The following is a 16,716-nucleotide window of genomic DNA, read 5'->3' as shown; positions in this document are numbered from 1 at the left end:
GGGTGTGCGGCGGGCCGTTCAGGCGGCCGAGCGTTGGGCGGTGTGCTGTGCCTGGTGCAGGTCGCTGCGGCCTTGCTCCAGCCCGGGGCGGCCGTGCCAGAAGCCGTTGCATGGCCAGTCGGGCATCAGCGCCAGGATGCGGTTTTGGGCGTGCGCGGCGTTGGCGGGTTGGCGGCGCACTTCGTCAAACAGGGCAATCACCTGCTCCATGTGCTGGGGCTGGGGGCTCAGGCGCACCAGGTCCACGCCCAGGGCTTGCATCTGGGGCAGCTCTTCGATGAGGTTGTAGACGCGGGCCGACTGTGTTTGCGTGCCGTTGAGCACGAGGAAGCCCTCTTTCTCGCGCGTGCGCAGGGGCAGGCCTTCGGGGTGTTCCATGCAGCTGAAGCGGCAGTCGTCCTTGGGCTGGTTGTAGTGCCGCGCCGTGAAGCAGCGGGCCGAGTACGCCAGCGGCAGCCGCCCGTAGGCGAAGACCTCGGTCTGCAAGCCTGCGGGGCGTGCGGCCTGCACCACGGCCAGGTCCTGGTGGCGCATCTCCAGCGGCATCACCCAGCGGCTGGCGCCGAGCTGGGCCATCCATTGCACGGCCTGGGGGTTGTAGAGGTTCAGGTGCGGCCCGGCCACAAAGGGCTGCTTGCCCGCCAGGCAGTGCACGGCGCCCATGTCGTTGGCCTCGACGGTGAATTCGCCGTTAGCGGCCAGCTTGTGCAGCCAGGCCACGTCCGAGCCCGATTCGAGCAGCACCTGGCTGGACATGACGACCCGCTTGCCCTTGCCCTGCAGGTGGCGGGCCAGCCCGAGCCAGTCGGACAGGCGCAGCTCGTGGCGGCGCGAGCACACGGTCTCGCCCAGGTAGACCTCGTCCACGGCCGTGTCGGCCATGGTTTCGTAGAACGCAAAGACGGTGTTGCGCGGCCAGTAGTACTGCAGGGGGCCCAGGGTGATTTTCATGGTGGGGGACTCCGTGTGGTGGGAGAGCGGGCGCTGTGCGCCTCTTGGCTCTTGTGTTGCGTTAGCGCTGCGTATCAGTGGCGCCCCGGGGGGGCGGTGGCTTATTTCCAGGGGCGGTGGTAGGCGCCCAGCGTGTGTTGCTGGCCCTCGGCCACCTGGTCCAGCTGGGCCATCCAGTGGGTTTTGGGGGCGTAGCGGTGGGGCTGGGCCATGCAGTGGTCGATGGCCTCGCGCCACACCCGCGTTACGTCGGTCACGTAAGCGGGGCTGCGCTGGCGGCCTTCGATCTTGATGGCGCGCACGCCGATCTTGACCAGCTGGGGCAGCAGCTCCAGCGTGTTCAGGCTGGTGGGCTCTTCGATGGCGTAGTAGTTTTCTTCATCGGCCACGTCAAAGCGGCCCTTGCACAGCGTGGGGTAGCCCGCGTTCTCGCCGGGGGCGTAGCGGTCGATGAGCACGCCGTTCAGGCGCGACTCCAGGCCCTGCGGGGTTTCTTGCCAGCGCACGGCTTTGGGCGGCGAGCATACGCCGTGGGTGTTGGGCGATTCGCCCGTCACGTACGACGACAGGGCGCAGCGGCCTTCCACCATCACGCACAGGCTGCCAAAGCCGAAGACCTCGATCTCGACCGGCGTGCGCTCGATCACCTGGCGCACCTGCTCCATCGATAGCACCCGGGGCAGCACGGCGCGCACCACGCCAAACTGCTCGCGGTAGAAGTTGATGGCCTCGAAGTTGGTGGCCGAGCCCTGCACCGACAGGTGCAGCCGCAGCTGCGGGTGGTGCTGTGCGGCGTATTGCATGAGGCCGGGGTCGGCCAGGATGACGGCGTCCAGCCCCATGTCCACGGCCTTGTCCACCGCGCTGCGCCAGGGGCCAGGGTTGGAGGCCTGCGGGTAGGTGTTGAGCGCCATGAACACCTTGCAGCCGCGCTGGTGGGCGTAGGCGATGCCATTGGCAATGGCTGCTTCGTCGAAGTTCAGCCCCGCAAAGTTGCGGGCGTTGGTGGCGTCGCGAAGGCCCAGGTAGACGCAGTTGGCGCCGTGGTCTACGGCGGCTTTGAGCGCGGGCAGGCTGCCTGCGGGGCAGACGAGTTCGGGGGGAAGCTGGGCAGCCTCGGGGGCAGGGGCTGCGGAGGTGGCTGCAGCAGGGGTCAAGGGTTCCATGGCAAGCGTTTCATCGCCAGCACCGGTAGGGTGCCAAGGCATTGGCCGCCACCTTAGTCAGCCCTGCGTGCGCAGCCGCTGATCTTCATCAACCGGGCTGCAGAATGCCAGACAAATTTGATCGGGATTTGACGCGCCTGCCGGTCCAGCGCCTGCGCTGTGGCGCCGGGGGCACGGGCTGTGCTGCCAGCGGACCGGATCGGCTGGTTGGGGTTGCTATTAAAAATATAGCTGTTAGCGCTTATTGGATAAGCGCTAGAGGCATTTTTCTATCAAAACCGGGTTCAGTATTTCACGCCAAAGCGCGCCAGCAGCCAGTCCTGCAGCATCTGCAGCACGGGCGTGGCGTACTCGGGGGTTTCGTTGAACAGCTCGTGGAAGGCGCCCTCAAAGCAGTGCGACTGCACCACGGCTGGCGGCGCTGCCTGCGCAAAGGCGCGGCTGCCTGCGGGGTTGACCAGCCGGTCGGCCCCCGCCCACATCAGCAGGGTGGGCACGGCCCATGTGGGGGCGGTGGCCACAGTGGCGGGGCCTGCGTCGGCTATGAAGCGGGCCAGGCGGGCGCTGATGCGGTCATGGCACTGAGGGTCGGCCCGGTAGTCGGTCACCACCTGCGCGTCGTGCGAGAGGTAGTGGGCGTCCAGCCCGTTGCCCACGCGCAGGTTGGGGGCGATGCGGGGCAGGGTGGACACCAGCAGCTTTTGCACCGTGCCCAGGCCTGCATCGAGCGCGGGGGACGACAGCACCAGCGCATCCACCGGGCACAGGTTGAGCGACACCAGCCGCGCGGCCACCAGGCCGCCCATGCTGTGGCCCAACAGCACCAGCGGCAGGCCGGGCGGCAGGCGGGCGCGGGTGCATTCGACCATGTCGGCCAGGTCGTCCAGCAGGCGTGTGTCGCTGCTCAGGCCACCGCGCGGCCCGGCCGATGCGCCGTGGCCGTAGTGGTCGTAGCCGCGCACGGCAAAGCCCCAGGCGTTGAGCTGCTCGGCCAGCGCGCCGTAGCGGCCCGCGTGCTCGCCCAGGCCGTGCACCAGCACCACCAGGCCGCGCAGGGGGGTGTTGGCGGCCACGGGCCATTCGTGCAGAGCGAGGTTTTCCCCATCGGCAGCGGTGAAGGGGCTGAGGGTGGAGGGTGAACAGTGCTGGGGCATACCGGGGCGCTGGGTGGCGGGGGTGGGCGCGGTCAGCGCAAGGGGTTCAGGGGGCTGCGGTTGCGCTGGTGGCCACCTGGGCCTGCGCCATCGTGGCAATCACATGCGCCACCGAGGCTGTGAGGCGCTTGGCGTAGGGCACATGCAAAAACTCGTTGGGGCCGTGCGCGTTGCTCTTGGGGCCGAGCACGCCGCACACCATCATCTGCGCGGTGGGAAAGCCTTCGCTGAGCATGTTCATCAGCGGAATGGTGCCGCCCTGGCCGATGTAGCCGCAGGGCGCGCCAAAGTGGGCTTGCGAGGCTTCGTTGAGCGCTTGCTCAAACCAGGGCGTGGTGGCCGGCGCGTTCCAGCCCGTGGCGCCGCTCAGGCTCTGGAAGGTGACCTTGGCCTGGTAGGGCGCGTTGTCTTCGAGCAGGGTTTTGAGCTCTTGCACCGCCTGGGCCGCATCCACCAGCGGGGGCAGGCGCAGGCTGAGCTTGAAGGCGGTGTAGGGGCGCAACACGTTGCCCGCGTCTTGCAGGGCCGGAAAGCCCTCGGCGCCGGTCACGGAGAGCGTGGGCTCCCAGGTGCGCTTGATCAGTGCCTGCAGCGGGTCGGTGGTGGTGGGCAGCGCAAAGGTGGTGGAGCCGCCGCAGTCGTAGTGCGCCCACGGGAAGCGCCGGTACACCTCTTCACCCAGGATGGCGGCGGTGGCTTGCGCCTGGGCCAGCCGCTCGGCGGGCACTTCGCAGTGAAAGCTCTGGGGCAGCAGGCGGCCGGTGGCGCTGTCTTCCAGGCGGTCGAGCACCTGGCGCATGATGCGAAAGGACGAGGGCACCAGGCCCGAGGCGTCGCCCGAGTGGATGCCTTCGGTGAGGATTTCGACCTTGAGCGTGCCGCTGGCCATGCCGCGCAGGCTGGTGGTGAGCCACAGCTGGTCGTAGTTGCCCGCGCCGCTGTCCAGGCAGATCACCAGGCCCACATCGCCCAGGCGGGGGCGCAGGGCGTCGATGTAGGGCATCAGGTCGCGCGAGCCGCTTTCTTCGCAGGTCTCGATCACGCCCACGATGCGGGGGTGCGGCACGTTCTGGCGCTTCAATTCCTGCACGGCGGCGATGCTGGCGTACACGGCGTAGCCATCGTCTGCGCCGCCCCGGCCGTAGAGCTTGCCGTCTTCGTACTTGGGCGTCCAGGGCCCCAGGTCGTTGCGCCAGCCGCTGAATTCGGGTTGCTTGTCCAGGTGGCCGTACATCAGCACCGTTTGCGGGGCGTGGGCCTGGGTGGCTTCGATCTCAAAGAACAGCACCGGGGTGCGGCCGGGCAGGCGCACCACTTCCAGGCGCAGGCCCGCCACTTTTTGCGCTTCGACCCAGGCGGCGGCGTTGCGCACCACAGTGTCAAGCAGCCCTTGCTCGGCCCAGTCGGCCGCAAACATGGGCGACTTGGCGGGGATGGCGATGTAGTCGGTGAGCTGGCCCACGATGTCGCTGTCCCACGCCTGGCTCACCCGCTCCAGTGCCAAGGTGGGTTCAAGGGCTTGGGTGGGGACACGGGCGTTCATGGCGGGCTCCTGTGGGCGGTGGAAAAAGCACCATTCCAACACAAGCGCGCGGGGGCTGCCATCGAATTTGGCGTATTCCGACCATGGGCCGGGGTGCATGGTGGGGCCGCTGAAAGGGCGCGCTGCCGTGGCGGCCGCCCCGACCTGCGGGCCTTAAAAAAGCCCGGGCTGTGTCTCAGGCCCTGAGGCAGCGGCCGCCTGCGATGCGGGGCGGCGCAGCACCTCGCCCACCTCCACGCGGTTGCGCCCACGGTTTTTGGCTTCGTACAGGGCGCGATCGGCGGCAGAGATCAGCATGTCCCAATGGTCGCCAGGCTGCAGCGTGCCGCCAAAGACGCCAATGCTCACCGTGATCGGGATTTCGTGGCCCTCGTGGATGAAGCTGGAGGCCTCGACCGCCTCGCACAGTTGCAAGGCCAGCAGGTAGGCGCCCTTGACGGTGGTGTCGGGCAGCACCACCAGGAACTCTTCGCCGCCGTAGCGGCCCACCAGGTCTTGCGAGCGCACCCGCTCGCGCAGCACGTTGACCACGCTGCACAGCACCTGGTCGCCCACGGGGTGGCCGTAGCGGTCGTTCACAGTCTTGAAGTGGTCAATGTCCACCATCATCGCGGCGATGGGCTCCCGGGTGCGGATGGAGCGGGCCACGTCGCGGTCCAGCGCCGCAATCACGGCACGCCGGTTGGCCACGCCGGTGAGCGAGTCCACCGCTGCCATGCGCCGGTTGCCTGCGTCGGCCCGGTCGCGCGCCATGAAGACAAAGCCCATCGAGGCCACCAGCACCACGGCAAAGGTGGTCATGAATGTCATGGTTTGCACCGCGCTGGACTGCAGCAGCTCGCTGCCCGCCAGCGGGCTCACGCCCACCAGGGCCACGCGCAGCAGCAACACCAGGGTTTGAAAGCCCAGGGCCCCCACCACCAGCCAGGCGCCGCGCCCCCCCACGGTACGCCAGCGCACCAGCAGGCTGCCCAGCAGCCACAGGTTCAGCGCGCACAGCAGCAGCCCCGCCACCACCACGCGGGCCGAGTAGCTGCCCAGCAACAGGGCCATGCAGCCCGCCATCAGCAAAGGCAAGGCCAGTGTCAGCCGGCGCGGCAGTGCACGCCCCTGGAACTGCAGCACCGCAGCCAGCATGGACAGGTACACGCCCACCAGCACGGCGTTGCCGACCACCACCGACAGCAGGTCAGGAATGCGGCCGCGCAGAGCAAACAGCAGGTGGGTGACCGCATTGAGCAGCAGCCCCAGCGCCCACAGCCGCACGCCGTCGTCCTGGCGCCCCCAGCCCACCACGGCCATGCCCCCGGCGGTGACGAGGGATGACAGGATGATCATCACCAGCATCGTGGGAACGTCGGCAGCGGCAAGGAGCATGGGGCGGGCGAGATGGCTGGTGTTGGATGGCGCAAGCCTTGTGCATGGCGCACCCACGGCCAGTGGGGCGGTGCAGACAGGCGGGCAGGCGGACAAAGGTCGGCCCGGGTCAGGCCGCTGTGGTGTTTCATGTTGGCATGAAATCCGCACCCAGGGCAATAGGCAAAAGCGCTAGAAGCTATTATTTTAATAGCATGCGACGGGGTTGCTCCTGTGGCGCCTTGGGGCTTGGGGACGCATCCCGCAGAATGGCCCACCGCACGGCGCCGCAAGTGCGCAGCAGTCTGCGCCATGCGGCCGTGGATTTGTGCGGTTCCAAGGAGGTATCAGATGTCTCGCCAAGTGTTGGTGGTGCTTGGGCACCCTTGTTCTGACAGCCTGTGCGCGGGCTTGGCCACGGCCTATGCCGACGCCGCCCGTGCCGCCGGGGCCCAGGTGCGTGTGCTGCGGCTGGGCTCGCTGGCGTTTGACCCGCTGCTGCATGCGGGCTACCGCCAGGTGCAAACTCTGGAGCCGGATCTGGTGGCGGCGCAGCAGGACATCCTCTGGGCCCAGCACCTGGTGTGGGTGTACCCCATCTGGTGGGGCGCCATGCCTGCGCTGCTCAAGGGCTTCATCGACCGGGTGTTTTTGCCCGGCTTTGCCTTCAAGTACCGCGAGGGATCTTCCCTGTGGGACAAGCTGCTGGCCGGGCGCACCGCCGAGCTGTTGGTCACCATGGATTCGCCACCCTGGTACTTTCGCTGGGTGACGCGCATGCCGGGCCACCATCAGATGAAGCGGGCCATCCTCGAGTACAGCGGCATCCGGCCGGTGCGGGTGCACAGCTTTGGCCCGGTGCGCAGCGCCAGCCCCACGCGCATCGCCCAGTGGCTGGAGAAGGCGGGGCAGCTGGGCTCGCGCCAGTCTTGAGGGGGCGGACGGGCTGGTGGGGCGGCTCAGGCGTTTTCGAAGCGGAACACCGCCGTGCCCGCCAGCGCATTGGGCAGCCAGCGCACCTCGTGCCCGTCCTGCAGTCCAAAGGAGTCGAGGATGCGCAGGCGGTTCTTGTGCGCCAGCACCTCAAAGTCTTTGTACGTGCCCACGCGGATGTTGGGCGTGTCGTACCACTGGTAGGGCAGGCGGCGCGTGACGGGCATGCGCCCTTGCAGGATGGACAGCCGGTTGGGCCAGTGCGCAAAGTTGGGGAAGGCCACCACACCGGTGCGGCCCACGCGGGCGGTTTCGCGCAGCATCACTTCGGCGTTGCGCAGGTGTTGCAAGGTGTCGATCTGCAGCACCACGTCAAAGCTGTTGTCGCCAAACATCGCCAGGCCTTCGTCCAGGTTGAGCTGGATCACATCGACCCCGCGCTGCACGCAGGCCAGCACGTTGGCGTCGTCAATCTCCACGCCATAGCCGGTGCAGCCGCGCTCGCGCTGCAGGTACGACAGCATGGCCCCGTTGCCGCAGCCCAGGTCCAGCACGCGCGAGCCCGCTGGCACCAGGCGCGCCAGGGCTTCCAGGGTGGATTGTTCGCTCATGCAAACTCCTTTGCAATGCTATCGAAATAAGAGCGCATCACGCTCATGTAGCGAGCGTCATCGAGCAAAAATGCATCGTGCCCGTGGGGCGCGTCGATCTCGGCGTAGCTCACGCGGCGGCGGTTGTCGAGCAGGGCCTTGACGATCTCGCGGCTGCGCTGGGGCGAGAAGCGCCAGTCGGTGGTGAAGCTCACCAGCAGAAACTTGGCCTGGGCGCGTGCCAGCGCCAGGGTGAGGTTGTTGGCGTGCGCGCGGGCCGGGTCAAAGTAGTCGAGCGCCCGGGTGATCAGCAGGTAGGTGTTGGCGTCAAAGTACTCGCTGAACTTGTCGCCTTGATAGCGCAGGTAACTTTCGATCTGGAACTCGATGTCCTGCGTGCTGTAGAGATAAGCCCCCACGCTCTGCGCTGGCGCGTCATCGCTGCCCCCCAAGGGGGCTTTTTCGAGCACCTGGTGCCTCAATTGGCGGCCAAACTTCTCGTTCATCACGTCGTCGCTCAGGTACGTGATGTGGCCAATCATCCGCGCAATGCGCAACCCGCGTTTGGGGATGACGCCGTGGCGGTAAAAGTGCCCGCCGTGGAAGTCCGGGTCCGTCACGATGGCGCGGCGAGCCACTTCGTTGAAGGCAATGTTCTCGGCCGTCAGGTTGGGGGCGCTGGCCACCACCACGGCGTGGCGCATGCGCTCGGGGTGCTGCAGCGTCCAGCTCAGGGCTTGCATGCCGCCCAGGCTGCCGCCCAGTACGGCGGCCAGTTGTGTGATGCCCAGGCGGTCGAGTAGGCGGGCCTGGGCGTTGACCCAGTCTTCCACCGTCACCACCGGAAAGTCCGCGCCGTAGATCTCGCCCGTGTCGGGGTGCGCATGCATCGGACCGGTCGAGCCGAAGCACGAGCCGAGGTTGTTGACGCCAATGACGAAAAAGCGGTTGGTGTCCACCGGCTTGCCGGGGCCGATCATGTTGTCCCACCAGCCCTCGCTCTTGGGCTGGCCCTCGTACACACCCGCGACGTGGTGCGAGGCATTGAGGGCATGGCACACCAGCACGGCGTTGGACTTGTCGGCATTGAGCGTGCCGTAAGTCTCAAAGGCCAGGTGGTAGTCGCGGATGGACGCGCCGCTTTGCAACGGCAGGGCCTCCGGAAAATGCATGGATTGGGGCGTGGCAATGAACGACATAAAAAAACCCGGCATCGCTAAAAACGAGGCCGGGCGGGTATGTCGGACGGGTCTTTAGCAGGATTTATAAAGCGCCCGCAAGCTGTGGCAAATCGGCGCGTTCGGCAAATATACCAAAAGCACCCACGCTTGCGCTACCCGATTCCGCCTGCTGTCTGGCTTAACCTGCTGGAGCAAAGATGGCCAGCAAGCCCAGCACCAGGAAGATCACCGCAGAGACCATGTGCACTGCGCGGATCGGCACCTTGCGCGTGATGCGGTCGCCCAGCCACACCACGGGGGCGTTGGCCAGCATCATGCCCAGCGTCGTGCCGGCCACCACCCACAGGTAGGCGTTGTACTGCGCTGCCAGCATCACGGTGGCGATCTGAGTCTTGTCGCCCATCTCGGCCAGGAAGAACGCCACCACCGTGGTGCCGAACACTCCCCAGCGCGGTTTGCCATCGGCATCGCCCTCGTCGAGCTTGTCCGGGATCAGCATCCACACCGCCATGGCGATGAACGAAGCGCCCAAAATCCAGCGCAGCACCTGCGGGCCGATGAAGGTGGTGACCCAGGCGCCGACGGCACCCGCCAGGCCATGGTTGACCAAGGTGGCGACCAGAATGCCCAGAACAATGGGCCAGGGTTTGCGGAAACGGGCTGCCAATACCAATGCGAGCAGCTGGGTCTTATCGCCCATCTCGGCCAAGGCGACGATGGCGGTTGAAACAAAAAAAGCTTCCATGGTGGGGTTCAATCCGGCCGGATTGTGTTGAGACGCACATTGACTGCACCCCGACTCCGGCCATTGGATCGGCATGCAGTCAATGGTCTCGCCCAGCATTCAAGCCGCATACGCCATAGGTTTTCAAGAAACCCAAGTGTGTTGACGCATGCCCCGGCGCATTGCGCAACCGGCGGGCTACTCCCCAAAGACCAGCGAATTTTAGCGCAATGCAATGCCTATTTTCCCGAACAAGAAAAACGCGGGTACAAATAAAAAGCCACAACACCCATAAAGTGATTAATAATGGATCGGTCCTTATGTCGAGCTTTGCGCGGCACGAGGGCGCCGAAGTAAGCGGTGATTGGTCAGTTTCGCGTCTTTGAAGTCGTCACAGGTTTGTTGATTGCGTCGGGCTCCATCGCGTTTTCATGTTTTTTGAGGAGTCCCTCCATGGGCAACAAACTTTACGTGGGCAACCTGCCCTATTCTTTCCGCGACCAAGATCTGGAACAAACCTTCAGCCAGTTCGGCTCCGTGGGCAGCGCCAAGGTCATGATGGAACGTGACACCGGCCGCTCCAAGGGTTTCGGCTTTGTCGAAATGGGCAGCGATGCCGAAGCACAAGCCGCCATCCAAGGCGTGCATGGCCAAAACTTTGGCGGCCGTGACCTCGTGGTCAACGAAGCCCGTCCTATGGAACCCCGCGCTCCACGCAGCGGTGGCTTCGGTGGCGGCAATGGTGGTGGCGGCTACGGCGGCGGTGGCCGCAGCGGTGGCGGCGGCTACGGCGGTGGCCGTGAAGGTGGTGGCGGCGGTTACGGCGGTGGCCGTGGCGGCTACTAAGCACTTCGCTGCTTAAAGCACCCCGTTCGGGCAGGCGTTCAGTCTGCTCCGCAACAATCAAGGAGCCCTCGGGCTCCTTTTTTTATGCCTGAGACTTTGCCGCCACACTGGCTGGCTCCCATGCATCGGCTTGCTTTTTTTTTAATTTTGTGGCGCATAATGCCAAAGCGAGTTTTCCTCGCTTTTGGTTTGCGGTGATCCGTCAGTTTCGCGCTGAGAGCGTCATTGAGATTAGCTGGCTGCGTTTTCGGGACTCCATCGCTTTATTCATGTGTTTTTGAGGAGTCCTTCGATGGGCAACAAACTGTACGTCGGCAACCTGCCTTACTCGGTGCGCGACAGCGATCTGGAACAGGCCTTTGGCCAATTCGGTGCCGTGACCAGTGCCAAGGTCATGATGGAGCGCGACACAGGCCGCTCCAAGGGCTTCGGCTTTGTCGAAATGGGCAGCGATGCCGAAGCACAAGCCGCCATCCAGGGCATGAATGGCCAGCCTTTGGGTGGTCGTGGCATTGTGGTCAATGAAGCACGCCCCATGGAGCCGCGTCCTCCACGCAGCGGTGGCTTCGGCGGCGGCGGTGGCGGCTTTGGCGGTGGTGGTCGCAGCGGTGGCGGCGGCTACGGCGGTGGTCGCGAAGGCGGCGGCGGTGGCTACGGTGGTGGCCGTGAAGGCGGTGGCGGCGGCTACGGCGGCGGTCGTGAAGGCGGCGGCGGTGGCTACGGTGGCCGTGGTGATGGCGGTGGTCGTGGTGACGGCGGCTTCCGCAGCCCCTACGGCTCGGGCCCACGCAACGGTGGCGGCGGTCGCAATGGCGGCGGCGGTGGCTACGGTGGCGGCAACAGCGGTTACTGATCCCATCCTGGGCTATCTGGCCCCAAGATGCGCAAAAAGCCCCTTCGGGGGCTTTTTTGTTGCCTGTGCGCGGTGGAATGCGGAGCTTGTCAGCGTCCGGTTTCGGTTTGGCGGCGTTTGCGCGGCCGGCCGGCCAGCAGTTTGTCAAACACGGCATTGGGCAGGGCGCGCAGCAGTTTGGCCACCACACCCATTTGCCAAGGGATGACGCGGTAACTGTCTGCTTTGTCGATGGCCCGGAAGGCTTTGTCTGCAAAATCCTGGGGTTGCATCAAAAACGGCATGCTGTACCGGTTTTCGCGGGTCAATGGGGTGTCGATATAGCCGGGCGACAGGGTGACCACACGCACGCCAAAGGGATGCATTTCGCCGCGCAGGCTTTCGCAGTAGCTGATGACCGCGGCTTTGCTGGCGCAATACGCGCCGTGGCCGGGCAGGCCCCGGATGCCGGCCACGCTGCCAATGCCCACCAAGGTGCCGCTTTTGCGCTCTGTCATGCCCTGCACAAAGGGGTGGAAGGTGGCGGCCATGCCGATGTTGTTGGTGGCAAAGGTGCGGGCCATGACGTCCAGGTCGTCGCGGTCGGCGGTGTCCATGCCCACGCTGATGCCCGCGTTGGCGATCACCACATCGGGCAGGCCCTGGCGCGCAAGGCAGTCTTTGCCAGCGGCCACGATGCTGTCGGTGATGGCCACATCAGCACTATAAATTTCATAGCTGCTAGCGCTTATTCCATTTGCCTCAGCCCATGATTTGACTTCAGCTGTGCGCCGCGCCACCAAGGCCAGGCGGTAGCCCGCCTGGTGAAAGCGCAGTGCCAGGGCTTGTCCGATGCCGCTGGAGGCGCCGGTGATGAATGCGAGGGGCTGGGTCATGGCGTTTGCTTGTGCGGTGGCGCAATGGCGCTGGGGTTACTTGGGCGCCGCCGTGCCGCCGGGCATGAGCATGCCGCGCACCCTGCCGCTCAGTTGCAGTACCTGGTCGAGGTTGTTGTACTCCATGGCGTCTGCCGTGAAGCGGTCGCTGCCCCGGGTGAGTTGAACGGGCTGATTGGAGCGCACCTTCTCCTCCTGGGTAAATGCGTGCAGAAATTCCCCACGGAACTCCAGCCGGGGCTGCGCGGATGCGCCCTGGCGCGCGGGTATGGCCTCGCGCGTCACGATGGCGTTGCCAAACAGCTGCACCTCGGAGCCGTCGGCGTTGCTCAGGGCCCGGTCCGATGTGGCGAAAGTCAGACGCCCGTCGAGGGCAATGGAGCGCATGCGGGCTTTGTCGATTTCCAGGGTATCGGTGGCGGGGAAGTGGCGCGCCGTATCGCCCTGCACCTCGCTTTGGAGCCGCCCCTTGGCATCAAAACTTTTGACGGCAAAGACCTTCATCGAATAGTCCGGCTGGTCTGGCGCCACCTTGGGTGCGGTGGCAGCCAATGGGGTGGGGGCATTGCGCACCAGCCACCAGGTGCCCAGGGCCAGCAGGCCCATGAGGAGCACCGGCAGGTACAGCGAGAGCCGGTCTACGGCTTGCAGCATGTGGCGGCGCATCATGCGGCGTAGTCCGAGAGCAGGCGGGCGTAGGCGCCTGTGGCCACCAGCAGCAGGTCGCAAAATTCCCGCGCTGCCCCCTCGCCACCGCGTGCCTGGGTGGTGTGGTGCGCGCATTGGCGCACCTCCAGATGGGCGTTGTGGGGAGCGCAGGCCAGTGCGCTGCGCCGCATCACGGGCAGGTCGGGCCAGTCGTCGCCCATGGCCGCTGCTTGCGACCAGTCCAGCCCCAGGCTGGCGAGCACTTGCTCAGCCGCTGGGCGCTTGTCTTCGGTGCCATAAATGGCGTGCTCCACCCCCAGGGCCTTCAGGCGCAGGCGCAGCGGGGCGGAGTCTCGCCCGGTGATGATGGCGGGGGTGATGCCTGCCTTTTGCAGCAGCTTGATGCCGTGGCCGTCCAGGGTGTTGAAGCGCTTGAGGGTTTCGCCCGCTTCGCTGAACAGCAGGCCGCCATCGGTCAGCACCCCGTCCACGTCAAAAAAGGCGACCCGCACGGGCTGGGCGCGCAGCAGCAGCTCGGGCGCAAATTGCATGGCGGGCGGCAAGGGGGGCATGGCGAGGGTGCCTGGGGTGGGCTGGTTGGGGTGGTGATCGGTCATGTTGGGCATCAAATTACCTTGGCCCGCATCAGATCGCCAATGTGCACCACGCCGGTCAGTGCGCCGCCCGCGTCCACCACCAGCACGCTGGTGATGCCATGGGCTTCCATCATCTCGGCAGCGTCCACTGCCAGTGCATCGGCCGCAATGCGGCGTGGCGAGGGGTGCATAACCTGGGCCGCCGTGGCGGTGCGCAAATCGGCTCCCGCCTCGATGCGGCGGCGCAGATCGCCATCGGTAAAGATGCCCAGCACCTGGCCCGCAGCATCCACGATGGCCGAGGCGCCCAGGCCTTTGGCACTCATCTCGCGCATCAGGTCGCTGAACGACGCGTCTGGCGCGACGCGGGGCACCTGGCTGCCGCTGCGCATGACGTCGCTCACGTGTGTGAGCAGTTTGCGGCCCAGCGAGCCGCCCGGGTGCGAGCGCGCAAAGTCTTCCGGGCGAAAGCCGCGGGCGTCCAGCAAGGCCACGGCCAGGGCGTCGCCCATGGCCAACTGGGCGGTGGTGCTGGCCGTGGGGGCCAGGTTCAGGGGGCAGGCTTCGCGCTCCACGCTGCAGTCCAGCACCAGATCGGCATGGCGAGCCAGGGTGGATTGCAGCCCGCCGGTCAGTGCGATCAGGGGGGCTCCCAGGCGCTTGAGCACGGGCAGGATGGCGGTGAGCTCGCCGCTTTCGCCGCTGTTGGAGATGGCCAGCACCAGGTCTGCGCCAGTCACCATGCCCAGGTCGCCGTGGCTGGCCTCGGCGGGGTGCACAAAAAACGCCGGGGTGCCGGTGGAGGCCAGTGTGGCGGCAATCTTGCGGCCCACATGGCCGCTTTTGCCCATGCCCATCACCACCAGGCGGCCGGTGGTGCGCAGCACCATCTGCACGGCCTGGGCAAAGCGCTCGTCCACGCGCGCGGCCAGCCCGGTCAGCGCGGCGGCCTCGATGTCAAAGGTCTCGCGGGCCAGTCGCAGGGCTTGCTCTGCGTCGAAATGGGGGAGCGTGGAGGGGCTGACGGTCATGCCGGGATTCTATCGACCGGGGCGCCATTGCTGGGCGATAGGCGTCTCAACGCCCCTGTGCCTCGTATAGCATCACCCTATGTCTTCACTCGCCCTGACTTTGCTGTACCTGCTGGCCGCCGTGCTGGGGGTGGTCGTCTGCCGCAGCCTGAAGCTGCCGCCCATGTTGGGGTATCTGGCAGCCGGGGTGTTGATCGGGCCCCATGCCATGGCGTTGGCCCAGAACTCAGAGGGCGTGCGGCACCTGGGCGAGTTTGGGGTGGTGTTCCTGATGTTTGCCATTGGGCTGGAGTTCAGCCTGCCCAAGCTGCGGGCCATGCGCCGCCAGGTGTTTGGCCTGGGGCTGATGCAGGTGCTGCTGACCATGGCGGTGGTGGCGGGCGGCGGGATTTTGCTGTCTTACGCGGTGGGCGGTATCTGGGACATGGGCTGGCAGACGGCGCTGGCATTGTCGGGCGTGCTGGCCATGAGCAGCACGGCCATCGTGGTCAAGCTGATGGCCGAGCGCGCCGAGCTGGAGAGCGAGCATGGGCGCCGCGTGATGGGGATCTTGCTGTTCCAGGACCTGGCCGTGGTGCCGCTGCTGGTGCTGATCCCAGCGCTGGGCTCGTCGTCTGACCAATTGCTGGTGGCGCTGGGCTGGGCGCTGCTCAAAGCGATGGTGCTGGTGGGGGTGCTGCTCACCGGCGGGCAGCGGGTGATGCGCTGGTGGCTGACCCTGGTGGCGCGCCGCAAGAGCGAAGAGCTGTTCATGCTGAACCTGCTGCTCATCACCCTGGGGTTGGCCTGGCTGACCGAGCTGGCCGGGCTGAGTCTGGCGCTGGGCGCCTTCATCGCCGGGGTGCTGGTGTCCGAGACCGAATACCGCCACCAGGTGGGCACGGACATCCGGCCCTTTCACGATGTGCTGCTGGGCCTGTTTTTCATCACCATCGGCATGATGCTGGACTGGCACATCCTGGTAGACCGCTGGAGTTTGGTGCTGGCGCTGCTGGCCGTGCCGCTGCTGGTCAAGCTGGTCATCATCATGGTGCTGGCCCGGCTGATGGGCGCCACCACGGGCGTGGCGCTGCGCTCGGGCCTGTTTTTGGCGCAGGCGGGGGAGTTCGGGTTTGTGCTGCTGTCGCTCACGCAAGACCATGGCCTGGTGCAGCCTGCGCTGATGAACCCGATCCTGGCGGCCATGGTGCTGTCGATGCTGGCCACGCCCTTCCTCATCATGCACAGCAACCGCATCGTGATGAAGCTGGTGGCCAGCGACTGGTTGCAGCAGTCGCTGCAGATGACCACGATCGCCCGCAAATCCATCAACACCAGCAAGCACGTCATCATTTGCGGCTACGGCCGGTGCGGCCAGAACCTGGCGCGCATGCTCGAGCGCGAGAACATCCCCTACATGGCGCTGGACCTGGACCCCGACCGTGTGCGCCAGGCTGCAGCGGCGGGCGATTCGGTGGTGTATGGCGACGCCACCCGGCTGCAGGCGCTGATGGCCGCGGGCCTGGTGCGCGCCAGTGCCGTGGTGGTGACCTACATCGACGTGCCTGCAGCCCTCAAGGTGCTGGCCAACACCCGCTCGCACGCACCGCAGGTGCCCGTGGTGGTGCGCACGCAGGACGACGCGCACCTCGACAAGCTGCAGGACGCCGGGGCCACCGAAGTGGTACCCGAGGCCATCGAAGGCTCGCTCATGCTGGCCAGCCACGCCCTGGCGCTGGTGGGCGTGCCCATGCGCCGGGTGCTGCGCGTGGTGCAGGACCAGCGCGACGCGCGCTACAACCTGCTGCGCGGCTACTTCCATGGCGCCGACGACGACACCGTGAACGAACGCGACCAGGAGCGCATGAGCACCGTGAGCCTGCCGCTGGGCGCCAAAGCCCTGGGCAGCCCGCTGGGTGACCTGGCCCTGCCCGCCGTGGGCGTGCGCGTGGTCAACCTGCGTCGCGCCAACGGGCACCAGTCCAGCGTGGTGGACAGCGCCGTGCTGCAAGAGGGCGACACCCTGGTGCTGTCGGGCCACCCCGCCGCCCTGGCGTTGGCCGAGGACAAGCTGCTGCGCGGTTGATGGTGGTCTGCCCTGGGACGCAGTGCGCCGTCTCCTGTGGCCCGGATCTTCGGCTTTGGGGTCGGGCGATGGCCCGTGGGATGTTGGGTTGGCCTCTTTGAACTTGAAAGATCCGTTCGGGTTGAGCTTGTCGAAACCTTGCGCGGCGCTTCGACTGCGCTCAGTGAACGGTTCAAGTAGGTTCGTGCCGGATTAGTAGCAAAA

16 protein-coding genes and 1 riboswitch are annotated in these 16,716 nt (G+C 66.3%); of the genes, 4 read left to right on the top strand and 12 right to left on the bottom strand.

Going from position 1 to position 16,716, the window contains the following annotated elements; genetic code table 11:
* Nucleotides 1-18 precede the first annotated feature (18 nt).
* The 5 genes from CLU86_RS16895 to CLU86_RS16875 all read right to left on the bottom strand — a co-directional run bounded on the left by CLU86_RS16895 (nt 19) and on the right by CLU86_RS16875 (nt 6,191).
* A complete protein-coding gene (locus tag CLU86_RS16895; RefSeq protein WP_099742415.1) occupies nt 19-951 on the bottom strand; it encodes a U32 family peptidase in 933 nt (310 codons plus the stop codon).
* A 101-nt stretch (nt 952-1,052) separates the two neighbouring features.
* Complete coding sequence (locus CLU86_RS16890; RefSeq protein ID WP_099743650.1) at nt 1,053-2,117, bottom strand: peptidase U32 family protein; 1,065 nt, start codon at nt 2,115-2,117, stop codon at nt 1,053-1,055.
* Nucleotides 2,118-2,401: 284 nt separating this feature from the next.
* A complete protein-coding gene (locus tag CLU86_RS16885) occupies nt 2,402-3,271 on the bottom strand; it encodes an alpha/beta hydrolase (RefSeq protein WP_099742414.1) in 870 nt (289 codons plus the stop codon).
* 46 nt (nt 3,272-3,317) lie between these two features.
* A complete protein-coding gene (locus CLU86_RS16880; protein ID WP_099743649.1) occupies nt 3,318-4,814 on the bottom strand; it encodes a M20 family metallopeptidase in 1,497 nt (498 codons plus the stop codon).
* Between the two features lie 153 nt (nt 4,815-4,967).
* The gene (locus tag CLU86_RS16875; protein ID WP_099742413.1) at nt 4,968-6,191 is read right to left on the bottom strand and encodes a diguanylate cyclase; all 1,224 of its coding nucleotides are present in this window, start codon (nt 6,189-6,191) and stop codon (nt 4,968-4,970) included.
* A gap of 330 nt (nt 6,192-6,521) precedes the next feature.
* Between CLU86_RS16875 and CLU86_RS16870 the strand changes: the two genes are divergently transcribed.
* Entirely contained in the window at nt 6,522-7,103 is a 582-nt protein-coding gene (locus CLU86_RS16870) for an NAD(P)H-dependent oxidoreductase (protein ID WP_099742412.1), read from the top strand.
* A 26-nt stretch (nt 7,104-7,129) separates the two neighbouring features.
* On the opposite strand, the gene metW is transcribed toward CLU86_RS16870, so the two are convergent.
* The 3 genes from metW to CLU86_RS16855 all read right to left on the bottom strand — a co-directional run bounded on the left by metW (nt 7,130) and on the right by CLU86_RS16855 (nt 9,619).
* Nucleotides 7,130-7,714, bottom strand: a complete 585-nt coding sequence (gene metW, locus CLU86_RS16865) for a methionine biosynthesis protein MetW (protein WP_099742411.1) — start codon at nt 7,712-7,714, stop codon at nt 7,130-7,132.
* Nucleotides 7,711-8,892 carry a homoserine O-acetyltransferase gene (locus CLU86_RS16860; RefSeq protein WP_099743648.1) on the bottom strand — a complete coding sequence of 394 codons (1,182 nt, stop codon included), beginning with the start codon at nt 8,890-8,892 and terminating at the stop codon, nt 7,711-7,713. The genes metW and CLU86_RS16860 overlap by 4 nt, the downstream gene beginning before the upstream one ends.
* A gap of 160 nt (nt 8,893-9,052) precedes the next feature.
* Nucleotides 9,053-9,619, bottom strand: a complete 567-nt coding sequence (locus CLU86_RS16855; protein WP_099743647.1) for a TMEM165/GDT1 family protein — start codon at nt 9,617-9,619, stop codon at nt 9,053-9,055.
* A gap of 15 nt (nt 9,620-9,634) precedes the next feature.
* A riboswitch (yybP-ykoY riboswitch) is annotated at nt 9,635-9,817 on the bottom strand.
* Between the two features lie 234 nt (nt 9,818-10,051).
* Here CLU86_RS16855 and CLU86_RS16850 point away from each other — a divergent pair.
* Together CLU86_RS16850 and CLU86_RS16845 are read left to right on the top strand one after the other, a co-directional pair.
* On the top strand, nt 10,052-10,444 hold the full coding sequence (locus CLU86_RS16850) for an RNA-binding protein (RefSeq protein WP_099657122.1): 393 nt from the start codon (nt 10,052-10,054) through the stop codon (nt 10,442-10,444).
* 292 nt (nt 10,445-10,736) lie between these two features.
* Complete coding sequence (locus CLU86_RS16845) at nt 10,737-11,297, top strand: RNA-binding protein (protein ID WP_099657121.1); 561 nt, start codon at nt 10,737-10,739, stop codon at nt 11,295-11,297.
* 89 nt (nt 11,298-11,386) lie between these two features.
* Here the strand turns inward: CLU86_RS16845 and CLU86_RS16840 are convergent, their stop codons facing one another.
* The 4 genes from CLU86_RS16840 to CLU86_RS16825 are packed head-to-tail and all read right to left on the bottom strand — an operon-like array spanning nt 11,387 to nt 14,447.
* Entirely contained in the window at nt 11,387-12,172 is a 786-nt protein-coding gene (locus tag CLU86_RS16840; protein WP_099742410.1) for an SDR family oxidoreductase, read from the bottom strand.
* 36 nt (nt 12,173-12,208) lie between these two features.
* Nucleotides 12,209-12,838 (bottom strand): LPS export ABC transporter periplasmic protein LptC, encoded by a 630-nt coding sequence (gene lptC, locus CLU86_RS16835; protein ID WP_099743646.1) that lies wholly within the window; start codon nt 12,836-12,838, stop codon nt 12,209-12,211.
* Nucleotides 12,838-13,437 (bottom strand): HAD hydrolase family protein, encoded by a 600-nt coding sequence (locus CLU86_RS16830; RefSeq protein ID WP_099743645.1) that lies wholly within the window; start codon nt 13,435-13,437, stop codon nt 12,838-12,840. Before CLU86_RS16830 ends, lptC begins: the two co-directional genes overlap by 1 nt.
* Before the next feature lie 8 nt (nt 13,438-13,445).
* Nucleotides 13,446-14,447: an SIS domain-containing protein gene (locus CLU86_RS16825; RefSeq protein ID WP_099742409.1), complete on the bottom strand. Its 1,002-nt coding sequence runs from the start codon at nt 14,445-14,447 to the stop codon at nt 13,446-13,448.
* 79 nt (nt 14,448-14,526) lie between these two features.
* Here CLU86_RS16825 and CLU86_RS16820 point away from each other — a divergent pair, with 79 nt between their 5' ends.
* Complete coding sequence (locus tag CLU86_RS16820) at nt 14,527-16,512, top strand: monovalent cation:proton antiporter family protein (protein WP_099742408.1); 1,986 nt, start codon at nt 14,527-14,529, stop codon at nt 16,510-16,512.
* Nucleotides 16,513-16,716 lie beyond the last annotated feature (204 nt).

This window comes from Acidovorax sp. 62, assembly GCF_002754495.1.
In the GTDB taxonomy this organism is placed as follows: domain Bacteria; phylum Pseudomonadota; class Gammaproteobacteria; order Burkholderiales; family Burkholderiaceae_C; genus Acidovorax.
The sequence above is the reverse complement of the archived record's forward strand: the minus strand, read 5'-3'. Positions and strand labels throughout refer to the sequence as shown.

Bases quoted from the DNA above. Each gene is read 5' to 3' on its own strand.
- CLU86_RS16895 (WP_099742415.1), bottom strand. From the start codon at position 951: ATGAAAATCACCCTGGGCCCCCTGCAGTACTACTGGCCGCGCAACACC.
- CLU86_RS16890 (WP_099743650.1), bottom strand. From the start codon at position 2,117: ATGGAACCCTTGACCCCTGCTGCAGCCACCTCCGCAGCCCCTGCCCCC.
- CLU86_RS16885 (WP_099742414.1), bottom strand. From the start codon at position 3,271: ATGCCCCAGCACTGTTCACCCTCCACCCTCAGCCCCTTCACCGCTGCC.
- CLU86_RS16880 (WP_099743649.1), bottom strand. From the start codon at position 4,814: ATGAACGCCCGTGTCCCCACCCAAGCCCTTGAACCCACCTTGGCACTG.
- CLU86_RS16875 (WP_099742413.1), bottom strand. From the start codon at position 6,191: ATGCTCCTTGCCGCTGCCGACGTTCCCACGATGCTGGTGATGATCATC.
- CLU86_RS16870 (WP_099742412.1), top strand. From the start codon at position 6,522: ATGTCTCGCCAAGTGTTGGTGGTGCTTGGGCACCCTTGTTCTGACAGC.
- metW (WP_099742411.1), bottom strand. From the start codon at position 7,714: ATGAGCGAACAATCCACCCTGGAAGCCCTGGCGCGCCTGGTGCCAGCG.
- CLU86_RS16860 (WP_099743648.1), bottom strand. From the start codon at position 8,892: ATGTCGTTCATTGCCACGCCCCAATCCATGCATTTTCCGGAGGCCCTG.
- CLU86_RS16855 (WP_099743647.1), bottom strand. From the start codon at position 9,619: ATGGAAGCTTTTTTTGTTTCAACCGCCATCGTCGCCTTGGCCGAGATG.
- CLU86_RS16850 (WP_099657122.1), top strand. From the start codon at position 10,052: ATGGGCAACAAACTTTACGTGGGCAACCTGCCCTATTCTTTCCGCGAC.
- CLU86_RS16845 (WP_099657121.1), top strand. From the start codon at position 10,737: ATGGGCAACAAACTGTACGTCGGCAACCTGCCTTACTCGGTGCGCGAC.
- CLU86_RS16840 (WP_099742410.1), bottom strand. From the start codon at position 12,172: ATGACCCAGCCCCTCGCATTCATCACCGGCGCCTCCAGCGGCATCGGA.
- lptC (WP_099743646.1), bottom strand. From the start codon at position 12,838: ATGCGCCGCCACATGCTGCAAGCCGTAGACCGGCTCTCGCTGTACCTG.
- CLU86_RS16830 (WP_099743645.1), bottom strand. From the start codon at position 13,437: ATGACCGATCACCACCCCAACCAGCCCACCCCAGGCACCCTCGCCATG.
- CLU86_RS16825 (WP_099742409.1), bottom strand. From the start codon at position 14,447: ATGACCGTCAGCCCCTCCACGCTCCCCCATTTCGACGCAGAGCAAGCC.
- CLU86_RS16820 (WP_099742408.1), top strand. From the start codon at position 14,527: ATGTCTTCACTCGCCCTGACTTTGCTGTACCTGCTGGCCGCCGTGCTG.